The organism is Photorhabdus laumondii subsp. laumondii, from assembly GCF_003343245.1.
GTDB lineage: Bacteria > Pseudomonadota > Gammaproteobacteria > Enterobacterales > Enterobacteriaceae > Photorhabdus > Photorhabdus laumondii.
In genome coordinates this window covers 1,549,065-1,571,966 of record NZ_CP024901.1, presented here as the reverse complement: position 1 = coordinate 1,571,966, position 22,902 = coordinate 1,549,065, and the positions used below count along the sequence as shown (strand labels likewise).

At 46.5% G+C, this 22,902-nt stretch carries 7 protein-coding genes and 1 pseudogene; 2 read left to right on the top strand and 6 right to left on the bottom strand.

Annotated features, from left to right (window positions below; all coding sequences use genetic code 11):
• Positions 1-157 precede the first annotated feature (157 nt).
• The 6 genes and pseudogenes from rtxA (PluTT01m_RS06910) to rtxH all read right to left on the bottom strand — a co-directional run.
• A pseudogene (gene rtxA / locus PluTT01m_RS06910) lies at positions 158-5,818 on the bottom strand (MARTX multifunctional-autoprocessing repeats-in-toxin holotoxin RtxA); the annotation flags it as partial.
• A gap of 609 nt (positions 5,819-6,427) precedes the next feature.
• Entirely contained in the window at positions 6,428-6,856 is a 429-nt protein-coding gene (tnpA, locus tag PluTT01m_RS06905) for an IS200/IS605-like element ISPlu2 family transposase (protein WP_011145659.1), read from the bottom strand.
• A gap of 263 nt (positions 6,857-7,119) precedes the next feature.
• Positions 7,120-17,175, bottom strand: coding sequence for an MARTX multifunctional-autoprocessing repeats-in-toxin holotoxin RtxA (rtxA, locus tag PluTT01m_RS06900; RefSeq protein ID WP_082303115.1), 10,056 nt, complete (start codon positions 17,173-17,175; stop codon positions 7,120-7,122).
• Between the two features lie 9 nt (positions 17,176-17,184).
• On the bottom strand, positions 17,185-18,174 hold the full coding sequence (locus tag PluTT01m_RS06895; protein ID WP_125043746.1) for a hypothetical protein: 990 nt from the start codon (positions 18,172-18,174) through the stop codon (positions 17,185-17,187).
• 117 nt (positions 18,175-18,291) lie between these two features.
• Positions 18,292-18,753, bottom strand: a complete 462-nt coding sequence (rtxC, locus tag PluTT01m_RS06890; RefSeq protein WP_011145658.1) for an RTX toxin-activating lysine-acyltransferase RtxC — start codon at positions 18,751-18,753, stop codon at positions 18,292-18,294.
• A 21-nt stretch (positions 18,754-18,774) separates the two neighbouring features.
• Entirely contained in the window at positions 18,775-19,125 is a 351-nt protein-coding gene (gene rtxH, locus PluTT01m_RS06885; RefSeq protein WP_041379985.1) for a protein RtxH, read from the bottom strand.
• A 322-nt stretch (positions 19,126-19,447) separates the two neighbouring features.
• Between rtxH and PluTT01m_RS06880 the strand changes: the two genes are divergently transcribed.
• A complete protein-coding gene (locus tag PluTT01m_RS06880) occupies positions 19,448-21,553 on the top strand; it encodes a peptidase domain-containing ABC transporter (protein ID WP_011145656.1) in 2,106 nt (701 codons plus the stop codon).
• Complete coding sequence (locus tag PluTT01m_RS06875; RefSeq protein ID WP_011145655.1) at positions 21,546-22,901, top strand: HlyD family type I secretion periplasmic adaptor subunit; 1,356 nt, start codon at positions 21,546-21,548, stop codon at positions 22,899-22,901. Before PluTT01m_RS06880 ends, PluTT01m_RS06875 begins: the two co-directional genes overlap by 8 nt.
• Position 22,902 lies beyond the last annotated feature (1 nt).

The following is a 22,902-nucleotide window of genomic DNA, read 5'->3' as shown; positions in this document are numbered from 1 at the left end:
CTTTTTTTTCACTTTCCCCCAATTCTTCCAGATTAACACCAGAAATTATCGGCACTTTTCTAATGAGTTCACGCGTCTCATGTAAAGGAGATCCCATAATGCTGTCAGATTGTGTTTCAACAGACCGAGGAATTAGCGAAACACCGGTATTTTTTGCGCGAATTCCCGCGTTGATCTGCAACCGGCTAACAGCTTGTTTCGCACTCGCCAACGCTCGCAACTCTTCTTCGGTCAGCCCCTGATAATATCGGTTTCCCGCTTCCGGCATTGATTCCGGATCGATATGGCTGCCGGTTTCTCCCGCGCCAGTTGACTCATAGGCTTTTTCTCCTGACAAGCCGCTGCCACTTGCACCACTGCGAACAGGCTTGTCATTGCTCAGTTTCGCCCCTTTAGCATCCGCCTGAGTCTGAGCCGCTTTATTTTCCGCCGCCGCAATATCTCGCTGACCCCGATTTTCTGCATTCTGATACGCGATATTGGCGTTATCCTTCGCCTTTTCCGCTTGCTGCTGTTGCAAAAGCGCTTCTTTTTCTCTCTGCTCTGCTTTTAATTGCGCCTCTACACCATCAAGAATAGCCTTATCACGATTTTGTTTACCTTTTTCCGTTCCGGCTGCTGATAGCACCACGGTATCTTTTACTTTTTGCTGTATATCAATAGCATCCCGATGGATATCCGCCAGCCGTTTTTCTAATGTCGGCTTAATATCATCCAATCGTTTCTGGATGTCCTCAGAGATTCCACCCGCATAGTCGAGATAATGGCTCTCTAACTCACGACTCTCATCAGTTTCATCTTTAAGTGCTTTAAATTTGTCCGCGAGTAAAGTCAGCTCTTCCGTCACGGCCTGCGCTTCTGCTTCTATCGCATTGCGTTGTATCAGCCCATTTTGGCTAACTGCTGCCTGATCCGTTAATTCCAACTGGGATTGCGATTTCGCAATTCCTGCCAGTTGTTTCTCTTGTTCCTGTTCTAACAGTTGGCGATCTCTTTCCGCTTTTTCTTTATCGCTTAATGCATTTTGTACTGCTTTACCCTGTCTCACATGTTCGGTAACCACATCGGTTTGTCGTGGGTTCTCAGATTTTGCAACAACGTTATCCAGAACATAGCCTACACCATCATTCAAACCGGTTCCTTTAAACTCAATGCGGTTACTGCCTGCCCGTGCAATTAATTCCAGCGTTTTACTTTGCCACTCTATTGCATTTCCAGACGTTGAGAATACTCGTTTTCCATTCCAGAAAACGTCCATACCATTGTTGATAATATAGGCATTGGAACGATGAGCAAAATCAAAACTCAGTGAAATCACCTCGCCTTCAGACAAGTTTTGCAGATCCTGGTAAATCGTGGTGTTTCTCTCCGCATCAAGTTCACTGACGCGTTCTCCATGACTGGCAATATCAAAACCATAAACACTCGCTGAACCATATGCCTCTATACCATGAGTTGACTGCCAGCCCAGCTCACCTTGTTCAAAGTCACCATTGACGATCAAATTTTTACTCTGATCTGACACCGATTGCGTTTTTTGACTCAAAGCACCTTCTATTGAACTGACGTCAGGCGTCTCCACCGCTGTGACAACACCATTGAGATGATGGGTTAAATCTGAATTTACCGGCGCAATTTCATCCAGTTCAAAACCATCAATAGCAGAAACTTTCGCTAAATGAATCGCCCCTCTGCCTCTATGAGTGCCCGACGTGTTAACTTCCTCCCCCTGCACCAGATAGTTGATCGCCTGACTACCCATCACACCGAGTACCGTTTGTTTGATATTGTTGAAGAAAGCGGCCAGTTTGTTGCTTTCCGTATTACTCGCGGCAACCGCCAGGCTGTAAAAATCACCCTCACCTATCTTAATCGCCACATTATTGCGCGCATAAGAGGCATTAACCGCTAAACCATGACCCACCTGAATATTGGCGTTACTCTGGCCTTTCATGACCGCCACATTCAGGCCATTGCCCACTTTGGTATTGACGTTATATTTACCCCACGCCACATTAACCGAAATACCCTTACCCACATGGGTGTTAATATTCGCGTCGCCATGCGCGGCGGTAACATTTAAACCGTTGCCTATTGTCGTGGTCACGTTAGCTGTCCCTTTCGCCGCCGTCACCTGCACACCGTCTCCCACTTTGGTGACAATATTGCCTTCGCTCCATAAGGCATTAAAGCTGTCTCCCTGACCTACCTGAGTGATTATGTTGGCCTTGCCTTTCGCCAGCACTACATTGCGCCCGTCACCGACTTTAGTAACAACATTGGCTTCGCCCCAGGCACCGGTATAATCGTCACCGTTACCCACATGGGTGATAATGTTGGCATCCCCCTGCACTACCGTGACTTCCTGTCCCTTCCCCACTTTAGTTACGAGGTTGGCTTGACCTTTCGCGAAATTATAACGGTCGCCATCACCAACCTGAGTCAGGATATTCGCTTCCCCCCAAGCCGCATTCACCCCGGCACCATCGCCAATTTTGGTGATAAGATTGGCTTTACCTTTGGCAAACCCCACTGTCGTGCCCTCGCCGACATGGGTCATCACATTACCCACATCGGAAATAAGCAGGCCAACTGTGGTACCGTCGCCCACTTTGGTCAGAATATTGCCTTTGCCAAGCAGGATACTGGCGGTTGTCGCATCACCAACATGCGTAATAACGTTCGCTTTCGCCGCCGCAACAACCCCCATAAAATCATCACCCACTTTGGTAACGATATTGGCCTCACCCAGAGCCAAGACCCCCGTTAAGCCATCCCCCACATGGGTCATCACATTGGCTTTACCAAACATGGCCGCCAGCGTTGTGCCATTACCGACTTTGGTCATCACGTTCAGTTCACCGGCAAACAAACCGATACTGGGGCCATTGCCCACATGCGAATAGATATTGGCTTTCCCTACCATTAAGGCAGCGGTCAGGCCGTTACCGACTTTGGTCAGCACATTGGCACCCCCAATCATGGCCGCAAAGGTATTGCCCTCCCCGACATGGGTAAAAATATTGGCTTTGCCGATCATCGCCGCCAACGTCATGCCATTACCCACTTTCGTGGCGATATTGCCCTTTGCCAGCATCAGCGCAACACTGGTGCCATCCCCAATATGCGTAAACACATTGCCTGCGGCGACCATCAATGCCAGCGCATCACCGTCACCCACTTTGGTAAAAATATTACCCACTCCCCCCATTAATGCCCATGCATCCCCTTTGCCGACATGAGTAAACAGGTTACCCGCGCCAATCATGGCCGCAATTGATGTACCCTCCCCGACTTTAGTGAAGATGTTCCCTGCCGCGGCCATCACGCCCAGTGTCAAACCGTCGCCGACATGGGTCAACATGTTGCCTATGCCGAACAGGATGCCAGCTGTGTCGCCCTTTCCGACTTTAGTCAAGATATTCGCGCCACCCAGCATAACGCCCGTGGTATTGCCGTCCCCGATATGCGTAAGAACATTTGCCCCGCTGCCCATGACCGCCCGCGCATGGCCTTTCCCTTTCTTGGTAAAGATGTTGGCTCCACCCAACGCAATGGCGGTGGTGTTTGACGTTTCAGTCCCCTCACTGAGATGGCTGATAATATTGGCACCGCCAAGCATACCGGCAACCAGACTACCCGCACCGAGCTTAGTCAGTACGTTAGCGCCGCCTAACAGTACAGAGGAGATGCTCCCTTTTCCCGCCTGAGTGATGACGTTAAAACCGCCAGACCCAGACCAATCCGCGCTACCATTACCTATCTGAGTATGCGTGTTATATCCGCCCAGCATCCGCACCCGGCTGCTACCGTTGCCTTTGTGGATTGAGATATTGCCATAAGCCAGAAGATGAGCCAGGTATTGCCCATCCCCGATACGCACAAGAACATTTACCGCGCCACCGGCGTAAACATCCATTTTCCCACTCTGACCCCGGTGAACCAGAACATTGGCTAAACCCGTGCCACGGAATGTCAGATCGCCCTTTTCACCTTTTTTTACAATCACGTTGGCGGCACCCGCACCGTCAAAATGCGTATCACCGAACTTTGAGTCGTGCAAAATAACGTTCGCTGCCCCCAACCCTGTGAAATTAATATCTCCCCGCGTGACATCAGATTTAATAATGTTTCCGCCCCCTGCACCGTTAAAATTAACGTCACCACTGCTTGCAGATAATTTCACAAGATCTTGCTGATGATATTCTTTGCTATGCACTAATTGATGGGCGGTACGGCGCACTGTATTGATGTCATATTGAAGCTGACTTAATGTGTAACCGGAGCCAGCAGAGGCATACCCGTTATCATAGGAAAACTCTTCATTGGCTAAATCACCCGTATAATCGCCTGTTTTATACCAGGCTGTTGCGATGTATTTTAGTTGCTTTGTTTCGGGATCATTGGCCAACTGAACTTCAACCACTTTGGTATAGGGTCCCAATACTTTGGCATACACATAAGTATTGGGTTTTCGGTTCGATTTGACTGCGGAAACATCGACTGTGCTACCATCAGAAAAGACAGCATACCCCCCCATTTTGGCATCGCCTAGCGAGATATCCTCCGCTTTAACCATCATGCCACCCGTATAGGTTACCCACTGATCTGACAACAGGTTTTCCTCGATAGCATGGATCGTGACGGGTTGCAGACGCTCAAAGATTAAACCGGAGAGATGATAAGCGCCATTAGCATTTACCGTGATAAATCCATTGCCTGACGAAATTTCTTTCGCCGCAAGATTTTCAAGGTGATTGCCCGCTTTATACCAGGAAGTGGCATAATAACCGAGTCTGCCCGTGGTGGGATTATTTCGCAGCCGAACTTTACTGATTTTAGTGTACATTTTGTCAGCAAAGGCAAAAAGATAGGTATCCGGCTCGACGGTTGATTTCATCCCTGTAACTTGCTGAGACTCTCGTATCCAGCTTCCTTCCATCGTTGCCGTCGTTAATACAACTTCTTTGGCTTTAGCAAACTCCAGTGTCTCATCATCGAAATCGCTATTCGCATCTATTCTGGTGATTACATTGTAAGCCCCCGCACCGGAGAAATTAATATTGCCATACGCGACATCAGAATAGAGCTGGCTATAACCGCCGACACCTTCAAAAGTAATATCACCGCGGGTCTGTTCATACTCGTCTTTATTTTGGTATACACGCTCAATTCGATTCGATGCCCCCGCGCCACGTAAGATAATATTACCCTCTTTACCTTTACGTACGATGTGATTATCAGCACCGGCCCCGTTGAATGTAACATTACCGTGTTCTACCCGCGAGCTGATATTGTTTGCAGCACCGGTGCCATTAAACGTCACATTTCCCTGTGAATCTTGATAACGGTTAAACCAGGTACGGTCAATATCATTGCCTGCCCCTGCGCCGGCAAAATCTAAATCTCCCCGATTAGTTTCATGCCATAACTGATTGTATCCACCGGCCCCTCTAAAACGAGTATCACCAGACAACCCTTTACGGACCAGTTTATTATAACCGGCCGCACCCGAATAATTTAAATTTCCCGTTTCACCCGTGTGATCAATAGCAGCTACACCGGCAGCCCCCGTAAATGACAGCCCGCCATTTCCCGTTTTATGAATACCGGTATAACCTGATACTCCCTTTACCGTAAGGTCGCCATCTGTATGGTATACATCGACTTTAAATGAACCAACGGTAACATCATCATTTCCGCCATAAGCATAAACCTCACCACCAATACCAATAGCAGTAATACTATTACCGTCATTATCGTCGTAATATCTTCCTGTAAAGAGGTACACTGCACTTCTATTTGATGATTTACCCATAAATAGTCCTTTAATTTATTATTTGGGTTAAACAGAAAACCACGGCACCTAACGGATGTACCCGTTATTGAGAATATTTAAGTTCTCATGAAATAGTGAAATCTTCTGATTTTTAATAGCAAAAAATTAAATAAAGAAAAAACCCACCATTAAAATTAATATCAGATATTGTTTGCATGAATTTATCAGACATACTTTTTCCAAAAAGTAATTTATTAATAAAATGGATATATACCCGTCATCTTTCAAGTTGCTTCTTTGTTGACTGCACTCGCTCACCCCGGTCACATAGTTATCTATGCTCCTGGGGATTCTCTCCCTTGCCGCCGCGATGCATCTTGAAATCCATAGGGTATAACAAGGAAAACGCCAAATTCAGAAAGATTATTATCGCAGATCTCTTTCTGCGATAATATCGGAAACACAGAGAAGATAATAAAGTAACACCTATGATATAAAACTTCGTCAATTATTTATTCCATCTCCGTAAATAACCATGCAGATTATAACCATCAAAACAGTACAAGTAACTAAACAACCACCTACTAAAGTAGGTGGGTTAGTGATTAACGGACTGAAAGTCCGGATACGCGTCGGCTAAACGACGCGTCAATTATCCATCCTGAAATTATCATTCGGATTGGGTTCAAAATGATGTTCTAAATAGCTTTTGATCATTTCCTCCGTTAACTGCCCCACCGTTGCACAAAAATAGCCTCGCCCCCAAAAATGTTGGCCCCAGTACCGCTTTTTCAAATGCGAAAATTCTTCAAACAGCTTACTGGCCGTTCTCCCCTTCAGCCTTCTCATGATTTCACTTGGCGCTAATGTTGGGGGACTGCTGACGAGTATATGCACGTGATCTTGACTCACAACTCCCTTTAATATTCTGATTTCAAAGGAGCCGCATGTCTGACGGATTAATTCTCGCACTCGACTTGCCACTTCTCCTGTCAGCACTTTGTATCTGTATTTCGTTACCCACACAAAATGGTATTCAATCTGAAATACCGTGTGGCTGCCATATCTGTAATCCATGTTGCACCTCCGGTACAACACAGTATCGCAGCTAAAGCTGACCGGCTAAAGCCGGTGGTTTTAACCTTTCATTTGGAAGAATAAAATAATAACACCTTACTTTTTTGGCAATGAAATTATAACCAATAAAACTTATTAATAAAAATAATTCTTGAACAGTGAACTATAATATAATGAATATCTATTACCCCGCAGTAAAAAAGGCTCACCGATTCTGTGAGCCTTTTTTATTATTCATTTTAACTTTTATTTTTGCGAATTAATTATGCAAACTGCACCTTACCCACAGTGGTATCTGCCCACGCCGTTGCCATGACGATTTTCTCCTGACTCGCCAGATTGTCAATAAAGCCATTATCTCCCACGGTGGGCGCAAAACTGCTCATTGCCTGGATTAGGGTATCAACCGCATTATCCGACAGCGCAGTAAACTCCCGCTCCCCCGAGGCATTCTTATCCCCCATCTGCACCACCAGTTTGGCTCGGTTACCATTAAAGTAATCACTAAAGGTGACTGACCCTGTTGATTCAAAGACGCCCTGCGCAGTTTTATCCTCAATATGACGGTTTACTGATAACACCAGATCATATCCACTGCGCTGGAACCACAGGTTTTGCCAGTCAATATCGTTAAAAACAATCATATCTTCCGCATTGATATCATCAACCTGACTGTCAATGACCTGACCACTGACCACAAAGCTGTCTACTCCTGCGCCCCCCCGGAAGTCGTTCTGGTATCCCCCCAGCACCAGCAGATCCTGACCTTCACCGCCGTCAAACTGGCTGAATTTCGACATTGTGGCCGCTATCAGGTGGTCATCACCTTCTCCGCCATTAATTACCGCATGATAGCCCATCAGTTTAATAACATCGTCACCCGCGTTACCGTCAATCTGGTTGTCATTACCAAACACCCGACCAAAGTCATGGCCTTCACCCAGCTCAACCCGGTTGTTATTCCCGATGGTCACGGCATAATCCTGACCTTCCCCGGTCTCCACCCGGTTGTAGTTGCCGGAGGTAACAACGTAGTCGTCCCCGTTACCGGCATCAATCAGCCCGCCTTCACCAAAAACAAATGTCTGGTCATTCCCTTCACCCATGAACGCATAGTTAATCCGCCCGGCTATTACCGCGGTATCATCGCCATGACCGCCAAACATCCCGTTTTCACGCCCCATCAGGACGCCCAGATCATTGCCTTCACCCCCGGTAAAGAGGTTGGAAGTACCGATGGCGTAATAAACATCCTCTCCGCGACCACCCCAGAAGTTGTTGTTATCACCCAGATAAGCGCCGAGATCTTTACCGTCACCGCCCCAGTTGAAGTTATAGTTCCCCAGCGAGATATGGATATCGCCATCCCCTTGCAAATGACCGCTGTTACGCAGGAAATCAAATGTTTTCTGCTCCATATTGAGCAGATCCGCGGTGAGATTCTCTTTCAGATGCGTGACTAAGGAGTGCATTTCTGTCTGCTTATCTTGACTGAACATCGTTGCAAACAGATTAGGCAGATTCAGAGAGTTAAAACCAAATACAGGTTTTGCTTTATCATCGGCCTGAGCACTTATTCCATTGATGCTGACTGGCAATTCTGATCCACGGTTTTCATCCGGGGCTCTCTCTTGCAGACCATGACTTTCAGCAAACGATCTGATGCCATCCCCGCCCATCGCCATGCCCGCTTTCAAACCATCAAGCAACTTCTCCGGATTTGTAAACGCTTTCAGTTGATCGCCACTAAATTCTGCAATCACGGCCAGCATCTCTCGCAGAATCGCTTCGCCATTAACCAGGTCTCCTGTACGGGAAACCATCTGACCTTCCGGGGTGTAATTCACGCCAAAAATATCCGCTAAGGTCGTCTCCGCGTTTACACCGGCTAATCGGCCCAGCAGCTTATTCTTAAGCTGACGCGGCAAATCCTGTGGATGATAGGTAAACGTGGTCTTCGCCATACCCGTTGCCGAATATTGCTGCGTCATCAGGCCAAACAACGAACCCAGGTTGGTATCCAAAATCGACTGAATATTATCACCGAACATCAGGTTCCAGTTACCCGTGGTCACCTGAATATCCGCTCCCCGGCCACCTACCGCAAAGTTGAATGCCAGTTTCTCATTGACCTGACGGAATTTATTCGCGCGGCTCATTGTGCCCATATCACTCACATTGCGGGTGAGCCACTGGTTGAATTTTTTATTCAACGTCACTTCAATATCTTGCTTCAAACCACGGCTACTACGGGCATGCTGTGAATCCAGATCAACCAGCGTTTTATAGTCCACGCTGCTGGTCTGGTCCAAACCGGACAGATCCAGCACAAATTTTTTCGCACCGGCGAGGGTCCATTGCTGATCTTGCGCCGCCAGCCACTCCTGCTTTTCACCAAAATGAGCAATACCTTGCAAGACCCCGGAAATACGGGCGGTACCATCAAACGGATTAACCAGCGGCGGCGTTGGCAGAGATTTATCCATCATCACAATCAGGTCATTACTGCGCCCCTGATTGAAACTGATGTTACGGTTGCCAATAAACATCTGCACCCCTTCAAGCGCCTGATAACCGGCAATATCGACGCGGTGTTTACTGTCGCCATTGCCGATGTGCACCATCACATTATTATCCCCGAAAGCCAGTGACTTAAAGCCCCCCATACCGACTTTGACGCCCACATTCGAGGTTCCCCAATTGAGCGCGGTGAATTCGCCATTCCCCACACCCACCTGAATATTACCCGAGTAACTTAGCCGGTTATTCGAGATATCACTTGAATCGGTCTCAATGCTATTTTTGCGTCTCTCCGGCACTGTGAAAATATCGGTATTATCCACAACCGCCCCTCTGGCCGGCATCTCCGCATCCGCCATGCCGACACGCGAAAGATGGATATCGCTTTCAGCAATATGATGACGCACGCGCTCTGAACGGGTTTCAAGTTCGCCTTTTTCATTCCAACTCAGGACGACTTTGTTATCAGCCAGCTTATGGATCCATTGATGGCGCTCATCCCGGGTAAATTTACGGCCAGTCACATCAACGTCAACGTCACTACGACGAGCTGAAACCGTGGTGTGAATACCCTGCGCCTTTAAGGCGGTAATAAAGTGACGGGCAAAGCCATCCCGTTTGTCATCATTTATCAAAGAACAGCCCACAAGACTAATGTGATCAGGTTTGTGCGTTATGCTTTTAGCCAAATTAGCGTCCTGATAAAACTGCGTTAATCTGGTCGCCAGTTCATCAGCGGTATAACCACTCAGACGCATGTTATTTTGCTCTGACGCATCACGGCCATGACCGACAACTTGCCAACGCAACTGACCGGATAATCGGGCAAGATCGCCATAAACCACACGATATTTGCCCTCAGAGTCAAGTTGAACCACGACACTGGAATCCGGGTGTTTACCCGCCAGATTAGCCGCTGCTTTGGCGGCTACAGGGTCATCCTCCATCTGGATAATGATCTGACCATCAAAACGAGTTTCACGACCATCAATTTGCGGCGTCACCGCCACCATCTGCCAGTCATCAAGGGGTTTGCTAATTTTTTCACCTTGATGATGAGTATCGTCGATGATAGCAGGCTTTAACGCCTCTTCCTTACCAGATAACCCGTCCAGCGCTTCCACCGCAGGGCGATGTTGCGGTTTCACCCAGACATGTTTCCGATAAAGCGCCTCTGTGTCTTTAAACGCATTATCCAACGCCTGACTGACCCAAACTTTACCTTTCTCACCGACAATATCCACCAAGTCCCGATAATTGACGGTGTAGCTATTCAATATCTGCTTACGTTGTCCATCAGTGGTTGCCTGTAGTGCCTGATAAACCACCAGACTTTCGTTGACAGAATGACCACCATCAAATACCAAAAATGCCAGCGTATTGAGATAGCCCTGCTCAGCCGAGAAAGTAGGCTGTTTACGAGCGATATATTTATTGAGGTGCACCATGACATTGGTCGAGCCAGACGCGCCTGTCAACACCGCGTGGCCGTGCGCTAACCCATTACGCTCAAATGTAGTTTCCCGTCCGGGGGTTAAGATCCGCGCCACGGCAATATTTCTGCCATACAAAAAGTCATCATATTTGCCATTCGCAGGCTGGTGGGGCAGCGCCGTACCATAATCGTTGGTCTTCATCTTTCCAGTTACTTCAACTTCGTACGTGACGTTCGCCCCGACAGTCAGTTTAGTACCGAGCGAACGGGCTTCGCTGATAACATCATAATAAAAACGATCACCTTCAACCTTCCACGCCGCCCTATCCATCCCCATTTCCTTTGTGCCCGCCATTCTTACTGCCAGAAATGGTACCTTAATCACAGCAAAACCATCATCAACCTGAGTCATCATGGTCTTGAAATTGGCAAAAGTCGGTTCGTCCAGAAACGTCATCAATTCAGGCACTCGACTAAACCAGGGGCGACAGTCCCGATTGATGACCTTGACAAAACTCTCCATCGTTTCAGCAACAATCTTCTCACGCTCGGTGACATCAGGATAACGACCCTCTACCCACTGTTCAAATTGCTCTACCAGAAATTGTCCTGTCTGCCGGGCTGTGGTCATAGCATCCTGTGGCGCTGTTTTCACCAATTCATCGGCCAACTCAGAATCAAAATGGCGGCCAAACAGGTTGTCGATATATTGTCCCGTGGCCTTTTCTTTACGGGCATCCGCCAGTAACTGTTGAGCTAACGTGTGTAATTCAGGATATGTCTGCAACTGGGTAGCGGCATCCTCAAATAGCTTAATGGTTTCCTGTTGTGTGACTTGTCCGCTAAACCAAAGGTTTTTGGCCCGCTCAACTAACGGCATACCTTCGGGGATCGCTTCCTGTTGCAATCGGCTAACGAAAACGATAAGGCTGTCACTTTCAGTTTTAGGCGCTTCCCGCTCTGCCACAGAGTTAGTCTGAGTCAATGGCTTGATTTGTAAATCAGTAAGACGATTAATGTCGCTTTGCGCGATGTCGCCTTTCAAGCCCGCCACACGCCCAAACCCATCAAAGGATACCTGTTGGTCAAACTGTGCAACATGGTCAGGTGCCAAACTAATCCCCAGAACCCCGACGGATTCAGCTCTTTTTGCCTGAAGGTAGGCAACCAGTTCCCCCATTTCAAAACGCAGGCTTTTGACTAACCGACCACGCTTGGCAAACTCATGAGGATCATGCTGTTGCCAATGAGCAAGCGCTTGCTCAAGCTGCAACACATGCTGTTCATCAGGTTGTTCGACCGCATTGTTGAAAGCCTCACGTACTCCCTCTAGCGCCTTACTGGGCCGATCGGTATTTATCTGACCAAAATATCTTTTCGTTGAATCAATAAACCGTTTGTCATCCTGACTCAGCAAGAAAGGCTCAAACTCTCTCAGGATGGAAAAATGGGATTTAAGGCTATCTCCACCCGTAATTTGCCCTAATCCTTGCAAATTGATACCCGACATTACAGGTGCTTTTGCGATTAATTTTCTGGGTTGATTTGAGATAGGTTCCACAACCCTAGTGTATGACGTTCCGCTAAACAGAGAAATGACCGAAGCACCGGCATTTTTTGCACGAATTCCCGCGTTGATCTGCAACCGGCTAACAGCTTGTTTCGCACTCGCCAACGCCTGCCATTCATCTTCGGTCAGCCCCTGATAATATCGGTTTCCCGCTTCCGGCATTGATTCCGGATCGATATGACTGCCGGTTTCTCCCGCCCCTGTTGACTCATAGGCTTTTTCTTCTGACAAGCCGCTGCCACTTGCACCACTGCGAACAGGCTTGGCATTACTCAACTTCGCTCCTTTAGCATCCGCCTGGGTTTGAGCCACTTTACTTTCCGCCGCCGCAATATCACGCTGACCCCGATTTTCTGCATTCTGATACGCGATATTGGCGTTATCCTTCGCCTTTTCCGCCTGCTGCTGTTGCAAAAGTGCTTCTTTTTTTCTCTGCTCTGCTTTTAATTGCGCCTCTACACCATCAAGAATAGCCTTATCACGATTTTGTTTACCTTTTTCCGTTCCGGCTGCTGATAGCACCACGGTATCTTTTACTTTTTGCTGTATATCAATAGCATCCCGATGGATATCCACCAGCCGTTTTTCTAATGTCGGCTTAATATCATCCAATCGTTTCTGGATGTCCTCAGCGATTCCACTCGCATAGTCGAGATAATGGTTCTCTAACTCACGACTCCCATCAGTTTTGTCTTTAAGTGCTTTAAATTTGTCCGCGAGTAAAGTCAGCTCTTCCGTCACTGCCTGAGCTTCTTCTTTTATCGCCGCTCGCTGCACTTGCCCATTCTGGTTAAGTGCTGCCTGATTTGTTGATTCTAATCGGGATTGCGATTTCGCCATCGCGGCCAGTTGCTTCTCTTTTTCTTGTTCTAGAAGCTGGCGATCTTTTTCCGCTTTTTCTTTATCGTTTAATGCATTTTGTGCCGCTTTACCCTGTTTCGCGTGTTCGATAACAGCCTTAGTGAGTCGTGAGCTCTTAGATTTAGCAACAATATTATCGAGAATATAACCTGTACCATCATCCTCACCGGTTCCTTTAAACTCAATGCGGTTACTACCTGTTTTTGCTGTTAGCTCCAGTGTTTTATTTTGCCATTTCGCGGCACCGTCAAAAGCCGAGAATACAAGTTTTCCATTCCATAAAACCTCCATGCCACTGTCGGTAAGAGCAGCATGGAGACTATTGGCAAAATCAAAACTCAGTGAAATCACCTCGCCTTCAGACAAGTTTTGCAGATCCTGATAAATCGTGGTGTTTCTCTCCACATCAAGTTCACTGACGCGCTCGCCATATCCCTCTGTTTCAAGGACATAAATACTGGCTGGGTGATATGCTTCAATACCATGAGTGGCCAACCAACCCAACTCACCTTGTTCAAAATCACCATTGATGATCAGATTAATTTCCTGTTCCGAATCATCGCTTTCATTAATATTCAATGAATGATGAATATTTTCGAGATCAGGCGTTTCGGCCGCGGTGACAGAACCAAGCAAACGATTGCTCAAATTTGAACTTACTGGCGCAATTTCATCTATATGGAAACCCTCAATAGCAGAAACTTCCGCTAAATGAATCGCCCCTCTGCCTTTATGAGTGCCCGACGTGTTAGTTTCCTCCCCCTTCACCAGATAGTTGATCGCCTGACTGCCCATCACACCGAGTGCAGTTTGTTTGATATTGTTGAAGAAAGCGGCCAGTTTGTTGCTTTCTGTATTACTCGCGGCAACCGCCAGGCTGTAAAAATCACCCTCACCTATCTTAATCGCCACATTATTGCGCGCATAAGAAGCATTAACCGCTAAACCCTGACCCACCTGAATATTGGCGTTACTCTGGCCTTTCATGACCGCCACATTCAGGCCATTGCCCACTTTGGTATTGACGTTATATTTACCCCACGCCACATTAACCGAAATACCCTTACCCACATGGGTGTTAATATTCGCGTCGCCCTGCGCGGCGGTAACATTTAAACCGTTGCCTATTGTCGTGGTCACGTTAGCTGTCCCTTTCGCCGCCGTCACCTGCACACCGTCTCCCACTTTGGTGACAATATTGCCTTCGCTCCATAAGGCATTAAAGCTATCTCCCTGACCTACCTGAGTGATTATGTTGGCCTTGCCTTTCGCCAGCACTACATTGCGCCCGTCACCAACTTTAGTGACAACATTGGCTTTGCCCCAGGCACCGGTATAATCGTCACCGTTACCCACATGGGTGATAATGTTGGCATCCCCCTGCACTACCGTGACTTCCCGTCCCATCCCCACTTTAGTTACGAAGTTGGCTTGACCTTTCGTAAAAGCGTAATGGTCGCCATTTCCCACCTGCGTCAGGATATTCGCTTCCCCCCAAGCCGCATTTACGCCGGTACCATTACCAATCTGCGTGATGATATTGGCTTTTCCTTTGGCAAACCCCACTGTCGTGCCCTCACCAACATGGGTCATCACGTTACCCACTTTGGAAATCAGCAGGCCAACTGTGGTACCGTCGCCCACTTTGGTCAGAATATTGCCTTTGCCAAACAGGATACTGGCGGTTGCCGCATTGCCAACATGCGTAATAACGTTCGCCTTCACCGTGGCAACAACCCCCATAAAATCATTACCCACCTTGGTAACGATATTGGCCTCACCCAGTGCTAACACGCCGGTTAAACCCTCCCCCACATGAGTCATTATATTGGCCCGACCAAACATGGCCGCCAGCGTTGTCCCCTCACCCACTTTGGTCATGACATTCAGTTCACCGGCAAACAAACCGATACTGGGGCCATTACCCACATGGGAATAGATATTGGCTTTCCCTATCATTAAAGCGGCTGTCTGGTCGTTACCGACTTTGGTCAGCACATTGGCCCCGCCAATCAGGGCCGCAAAGGTATTGCCCTCCCCGACATGGGTAAAGAGATTGGCTTTACCGATCATCGCCGCCAAGGTCATACCATTACCCACTTTTGTGGCGATATTGCCTTCTGCCTGCATCAGTGCAACGCTGGTGCCATCCCCAATATGCGTAAACACATTGCCCGCCGCGACCATCAATGCCAGCGCATCACCGTCACCCACTTTGGTAAAGACGTTCACTGCACCGCCCATTAGCGCCCAAACATCCCCTTTGCCGACATGGGTAAACAGGTTGCCAGTACCAGTCAAGGCTGCGATAGATGTCCCCTCCCCAACTTTAGTGAAGATATTGCCTGCCGCAGCCATCACGCCCAGCGTCAAACCGTCGCCGACATGGGTCAACACGTTGCCTATGCCGAACATAATGCCGGTCGAGTCGCCACTCCCGACTTTAGTCAAGATATTCGCGCTACCCAGCATAACGCCCGTGGTATTGCCGTCCCCGATATGCGTAAGGACATTTGCCCCGCCGCCCATGACCGCCCGCGCATGGCCTTTTCCTTTTTTAGTCAGGATATTGGCACCGCCCAACGCTATTGCTGTGGTGTTTGACGTTTCAGTCCCCTCACTGAGATGGCTGATAATATTGGCACCGCCAAGCATACCGGCAACCAGACTGCCCGCCCCGAGCTTAGTCAGTGCGTTAGCGCCACCTAACAGTACGGAGGAGATGCTCCCTTTTCCCGCTTGAGTGATGACGTTAAAACCACCCTTCCCGGACCAGTTCCCATCACCATTACCTATCTGAGTATGCGTGTTATATCCGCCCAGCATCCGCACCCGGCTGCTACCGTTGCCTTTGTGGATTGAGATATTGCCATAAGCCAGCAGATGAGCCAGGTATTGCCCATCCCCGATACGCACAAGAACATTTACCGCGCCACCGGCGTAAACATCCATTTTTCCGCTCTTGCCTTGGTGAACCAAGACATTGGCTAAACCGGCACCACGGAATATCAGATCGCCCTTTTTACCTTTTTTTACAATCACGTTGGCAGCACCCGCACCATTAAAATGCGTATCACCGAACTTTGAGCCATGCAAAATAACGTTCGCCGCCCCCGCTCCTGTGAAATTAATATCTCCCCGTGTGACATCAGATGTAATAACGTTTCCACCACCCGCACCGTTAAAATTAATGTCATTACTGCTTGCAGATAATTTCACAAGGTCTTGATGATGATATTCTTTGCTATGCACTAATCGATGGGCGGTACGGCGCACTGTATTGATGTCATATTGAAGCTGGCTTAACGTGTAACCGGGGCAGACAGAGGTATACCCGTTAGCATAGGAAAACTCTTCATTGGCTAAATCACCCGTATGATCGCCTGCTTTAGACCAGGCTGTTGCGATGTATTTGAGGTGCTTTGTTTCGGGATCATTGGCCAACTGAACTTCAACTACTTCGATATAGGATCCTATGACTTTGGCATACACATAAGTATTGGGTTTTCGGTTCGATTTGACTGCGGAAACATCGACTTTTCCCTGATCAGAAAAGACGACATACCCCTCCATTTTGGCATCGCCTAGCGAGATATCCTCCGCTTTAACCATCACGCCACCCGCATAGGTTACCCACTGATCTGACAACAGGTTTTCCTCGATAGCATGGATCGTGACGGGTTGCAGACGCTCAAAGATTAAACCGGAAAGATGATAAGCGCCATCAACGTTTATCGCGATAAATCCATTGCCTGACGAAATTTCTTTCGCCGCAAGATTTTCAAGGTGATTGCCCGCTTTATACCAGGAAGTGGCATAATAACCGAGTTTGCCCGTAATGGGATTATTTTGCAGCCGAACTTTGCTGATTTTAGTGTACATTTTGTCAGTAAAGGCAAAAAGATAGGTATTCGGTTCGACGGTTGATTTCATCCCTGTGACTTACTGGGACTCTTCGATCCCGCGTCCTCCCATCGTTGCCGTCGTTAATACGATCTCTTCAGCTTTAGCAAATTCCAGTGTCTCACCATCGAAATCGCTATTCGCGTCTATTCTGGTGATTACATTGTAAGCCCCCGCACCGGAGAAATTAATATTGCCATGCGCGACATCAGAATAGAGCTGGTTATAACCGCCAACACCTTCAAAAGTAATATCACCACGGGTCTGTTCATACTCGTCTTTATTTTGGTATACACGCTCAATTCGATTCGATGCCCCCGCACCACGTAAGATAATATTACCCTCTTTACCTTTACGTACGATGTGATTATCAGCACCGGCCCCGTTGAATGTAACATTACCGCGTTCTACCCGCGAATTGATACTGTTTGCAACACCGGCACCATTAAATATCACATTTCCCTGTGAATCTTGATAACGGTTAAACCAGGTACGGTTAATGTCATTGCCTGCCCCTGCACCAGCAAAATCTAAATTTCCCCGGTTAGTTTCATGCCATAACTGATTGTATCCACCGGCCCCTCTAAAACGAGTATCACCAGACAACCCTTTACGGACCAGTTTATTATAACCGGCCGCACCCGAATAATTTAAATTTCCCGTTTCACCCGTGTGATCAATAGCAGCTACACCGGCAGCCCCCGTAAATGACAGCCCGCCATTTCCCGTTTTATGAATACCGGTATAACCTGACACTCCCTTTACCGTAAGGTCGCCATCTGTATGGTATACATCGACTTTAAATGAACCAACGGTAACATCATCATTTCCGCCATAAGCATAAACTTCACCACCAGCCCCAACAGCAGTAATACGATTACCGCCATTATCGTCGTAATATCTTCCTGTAAAGAGGTACACTGCACTTCTATTAGATGCTTTTCCCATCAAAAATCCCTTTAAATCATACAAGAGGGTATCTCCCCGCCCTCTGGCTACGCCAGCCGCTATTCGGTTACGGCGGGACATCCACTTAATGTCAAAAAATTCGGAGTGTTTAACGTCAAGTTTACACACTCCGATAACTACTTATCCCCTATCTGAAGGAAGGGCCTGCGCTCAGTGCTATTTGATCAAACAAATTGATCAAACAAAAAACCACTGTACCTGACGAATACAGCGGTTATTTTGAACATCCAGCTTCCCGCGGACAGTACAAGCTTTCTGGCCTTTCCACGGCAAAAAGACACGGCGGCGCAAATCCCTGGCAACTTCACGCCCGTGACCAAAAGGCGCAATCATTTCAGGAAAAAAGATATGTGGACCTGAGCGCCAGTCTGTGTGGATAAGCTCTCTTTCTCCCGAAAGAAGCTCATCTCGATTCTGCTCAGATAAAAAAGCCCAATTACAAAAGGCGATTGGGTGCCCTTGTCCATCTGCATAGTAGCAAAACTGATTCAGTTCAAATGCAGGCAAGATACGCTGTTGCCACTCGGACACCAGGTATCTTCGATGCAGAGGAGAATACTGGCTCAGCAGCATCACTCCTCCAATCATTGCCTGAATTTCTGCGGTATTCAGTTTCGCTGGTTGATGTATAATCGCCATGCGCTAATCAACCATGAGATTTTATTTTGTATTTTTAGATAGGCGTTTTTTAGCGTTAGCCGGCTCTTCCACTATAGATTCCGATGCAATTTGCTCTTCAGCCACTTGTGGCGCGGGTAAAAACCCTGCTGCAACTAATTTATCAAATTCAGCCGCCATTCGTGGATCTTCCAACATATTTTTAACCATAGAAACCATATACATAAATCCTGATGCTGGCATATGGATAACTTGCTTTAATTCAAGTTCATTATCATTTTCTGCCATTATCCCATTCGCCATACGATTAGGTTCTTGACCAACGAAATAAAGAGAAAAAACACCTTTATTATAATTAACACTAGAGATGGTTTGTACGAATTTTTCAGACATATTTTTATTTACCAAAAATAAACAACTTATTAATGAAGTTATACAATGTATACAACAAAGAATACATTTGATTCACGGATATCTTGAATTTTTATATCTATAAATACATTAAGAGTAAAAAAATCAATAAAATAATATAGAGAAAAAACTTAAAATCAACATTTACACACAAAAAGTCCTTTTACCCCACATATATAGTCCCATTTACCCACATCGATAATGACGATAAATATAAGATAATAAGTAACACTTAAATGCTACACAAAATTAATATAATTACTTGTTTTAATTCGTATTTTGTGGATTTTAAAGATATTTTTTCATGAATGAAATTGAGAAATTGACTATAGCATCATTAAGATTAATATTGATGATATATAATAGAAAAGAAAACATCACTGACATTGATAACTTAAAAAAATCTAATTGTTACTATTCATATATAAGTAATATAGAGGAAAAATTTAATTTATCGATTTCAAGTAAAAATTCCGTAAGCAAAAAGCACCATAATATACTTTTACCCGCAATCTTGTTTGATAATAATGGCCTACCTTTTGTTTTAGCCAAATCGAATAAAGAGAGCTCACTAATACAGAGGGTTGATAAAGAAAATCCTGAAATATGGTCCGAAGAAAGGCTGATAAAAGAGTGGAATGGAAAATGGATTAAAATAAAACAGAAACAAGCTAAATTTAACATCCGTTGGTTTATTCCAGAATTTCTGGCACAAAAGAAAAATCTATGTGAGATACTGTTATTTTCCTTTGTGTTACAGATTCTTGCGCTAATTTCTCCCTTAGTTATTCAAGTGGTAATGGATAAGGTCTTAATCCACCAAGCGCTATCAACACTTGATGTATTAGTCTTTGGCTTAATCATCGCCGGCATCATCGAGGTGATTTTACGTGGATTACGAGAATACCAATACGCTCACACCGCAAACCGCATTGATATTAAACTGGGATTAAAACTAGTCCGGCATCTGTTCGGGCTACCTTTACTCTTTTTTAAATCCCGCCAAGTGGGAGCGATTGTTACTCGGGTGCGTGAACTGGACACCGTTAGAGAATTCCTGACCGGCTCAATGTTCACCTTATCTGTCGATGTTCTATTTATGTTTATTTTCATCTACGTGATGAGCCTGTTATCCGGCCTACTAACTTGGGTTTTTCTCGCAACCTTCCCTTTTTATGCCATTTTGGCGTGGTGGGTGACGCCTCGTATGGAAAAAGCGGTTGAACAACAATTCACCCATGCAGCAATAAATACCTCTTTTCTGACTGAAACGGTCTCTGGTGCTGAAACCCTGAAAAGTCTGGCGGTAGAGCCCAAATTCGTTCGCCGTTGGGATAGCCAGACTGAGAAGATGGTAGATACTAGTTTTGCAGTACAGCAACTGGGTAATCGCTCAAACCATATTGTTATGCTACTGCAAAAAGTTACCGGTGCGGCAATTCTCTGGTTAGGCGCATCAGAGGTTTTATCACTGCAAATGACCCTCGGTCAGTTGATCGCCTTCAATATGATGGTCAACCACACTTCCCAGCCATTAGCCAGGTTGGTAGAACTGTGGGGACAATTCATCAGAACACGGGTAGCCGTAGATAAATTAGGAGATATGTTAAACCTGCCAACCGAGCAACAATCCGGCCAGCAGCAGGTAGCACTGCATGGTGCAGTTTCGTTTAACAATATTGTCTTTCGCTATCAACCTGATATTCCGCCAACTATCAAAGGACTGACCCTTGATATCAGAGCCGGAGAAGCCATTGGTATCGTAGGTACTTCCGGTTCTGGGAAAAGCACGCTGGCACGTTTATTACTCCGCCTTTATTCCCCGGAAACCGGCGCAATCACCATAGATGGCATTCCATTGCAAAACATAGGGATCGAAACACTCAGACAACAAGTTGGTGTGGTTCTGCAAGAAAATTTCTTATTTAATAAAACAGTATATGAAAATATCGCTCAGTCGAAACCCGATGCCAGCCTAGAATCGGTGATTAAAGTCGCCAAACTGGCAGGCGCTCATGAATTTATTCTCAGGCTGCCGATGGGATATGACACAACCATTGCAGAAGGCGGGCAATCTTTATCTGGTGGTCAGCGTCAGCGACTGGCTATTGCCCGGACTCTCCTCGCTGACCCCAAAATCCTCATTCTTGATGAAGCAACCAGTGCGCTTGATGACGAGTCACAATCACGCATTCAATCAAATATGGCAGAAATTGCCCAAGGCAGAACGGTTATCACCATCGCACACCGCCTTTCAACTGTACGTCATTGTGATCGCATCATTGTTCTTAAACAGGGGGAAATTCTCGAACAAGGCTCTCATGAACAGCTACTTAACCACGGTAGACAGTACCGGAAGCTCTGGCAGTTACAACAAGAATTAAAACAGGAGATGCCTTGTCATGATTAAAGCGTTTAAGAATAAAATTAAAACCTGGTTGCGCCCTTGTCCGCAGCACTATGACTTTTTACCGACACATTTAGCATTGTCACAACGACCACCGTCACCTTTTGCCCGCTACACTGCAATCACGCTCAGTATCGGCATTATCATGGCCTTGCTCTGGGCCTATCTGGGTAAGTTGGATGTTCAGGCAACCGCAACCGGTCGCCTGATTGTCTCTGGCCGTTCTCAGATAATTCAGGCATACGAACAGAGCCGGGTGACCGCTATCCATGTTCAGAATGGGCAGCGGGTAGAGAAAGACGCCCCACTGCTGACACTCAACACACTCGGTGTTAACCAAGATATCACCCGGTTATTAAAGCAGATCGAATATCAAGCCCACGAAAAAATTCGTTATCAAGCTTTGACAGAAGAGCAGGAACCGACAAAACAGGAGCTGTTTCAGGCTTTGCCGGTATCTCAACAAACACAAGTTGCTGACAACTATTCCCGGGAGAAAAGAGAATACGAAGCGGTTGTAACAAATCTGAAAGCAGAGATGAACGTCAATCTCTCTTCTCAACAATCACGAAAAAGCGATATCAATGCGCTCACTAAGCTCCGACAAAATATCAGCCAGCGTTTAAAAGCACGTCAAACCTTAAGTCAAAAACAAGTGATCAGTAAAGTTGAATATCTTGAACAGGAAAAAGAGTTTCTGGAAACAGAACGCCTGATTGCCCAACAAAATGCGGAGTTTCATGTTCTGCAATCGCAATATATTAGCCTGGAAGAGCGCTTAAACAGCCTGAAAACACAAAAAGAGCGCGAATGGTTTGATAAAAGAAAACAGGCCGAAGTTCAATTGGTCGTTTTAGAGCAAGAGCTGGCAAAAGCTCAGGTACGGGAACAACTTGAAGTCATTCGCTCCCCCGTCACAGGAACAGTTCAACAACTCAGCGTCCATACATTAGGCGCGGTACTGCAACCAGCACAAAACTTGATGGTGATCGTCCCTGATGACAATGTGCAGTTGGCGGAAGTGCAAATTTTAAACAAAGACGCCGGGTTTGTTTATTCGGGGCAACAAGTCACCATTAAGGTCGATGCTTTCCCTTATACACGTTATGGCACGATTGACGGCGAACTGTTGAGTATATCCAGAGATTCAACCACCGATGAACAGCTAGGATTGGTCTTTCCTGCTCAAGTGAGCCTTAAACGTAATAGCATTGCCATAGACGATACCCAGGTTGAAATTACCCCAGGAATGTCAATCGTCGCTGAAATCAAAACCGACCAACGCCGCGTTATCGATTATCTCTTGAGCCCTATCAGAGAGTATCAATCTGAAGCATTGAGGGAGAAATAAT

What these genes read in the sequence shown, in the direction of transcription:
- PluTT01m_RS06895 (WP_125043746.1), bottom strand. Translation starts at nt 18,174, where the DNA reads ATGTCCCGCCGTAACCGAATAGCGGCTGGCGTAGCCAGAGGGCGGGGA.
- PluTT01m_RS06880 (WP_011145656.1), top strand. Translation starts at nt 19,448, where the DNA reads ATGAATGAAATTGAGAAATTGACTATAGCATCATTAAGATTAATATTG.
- PluTT01m_RS06875 (WP_011145655.1), top strand. Translation starts at nt 21,546, where the DNA reads ATGATTAAAGCGTTTAAGAATAAAATTAAAACCTGGTTGCGCCCTTGT.
- rtxC (WP_011145658.1), bottom strand. Translation starts at nt 18,753, where the DNA reads ATGGCGATTATACATCAACCAGCGAAACTGAATACCGCAGAAATTCAG.
- rtxA (WP_082303115.1), bottom strand. Translation starts at nt 17,175, where the DNA reads ATGAAATCAACCGTCGAACCGAATACCTATCTTTTTGCCTTTACTGAC.
- tnpA (WP_011145659.1), bottom strand. Translation starts at nt 6,856, where the DNA reads ATGGATTACAGATATGGCAGCCACACGGTATTTCAGATTGAATACCAT.
- rtxH (WP_041379985.1), bottom strand. Translation starts at nt 19,125, where the DNA reads ATGTCTGAAAAATTCGTACAAACCATCTCTAGTGTTAATTATAATAAA.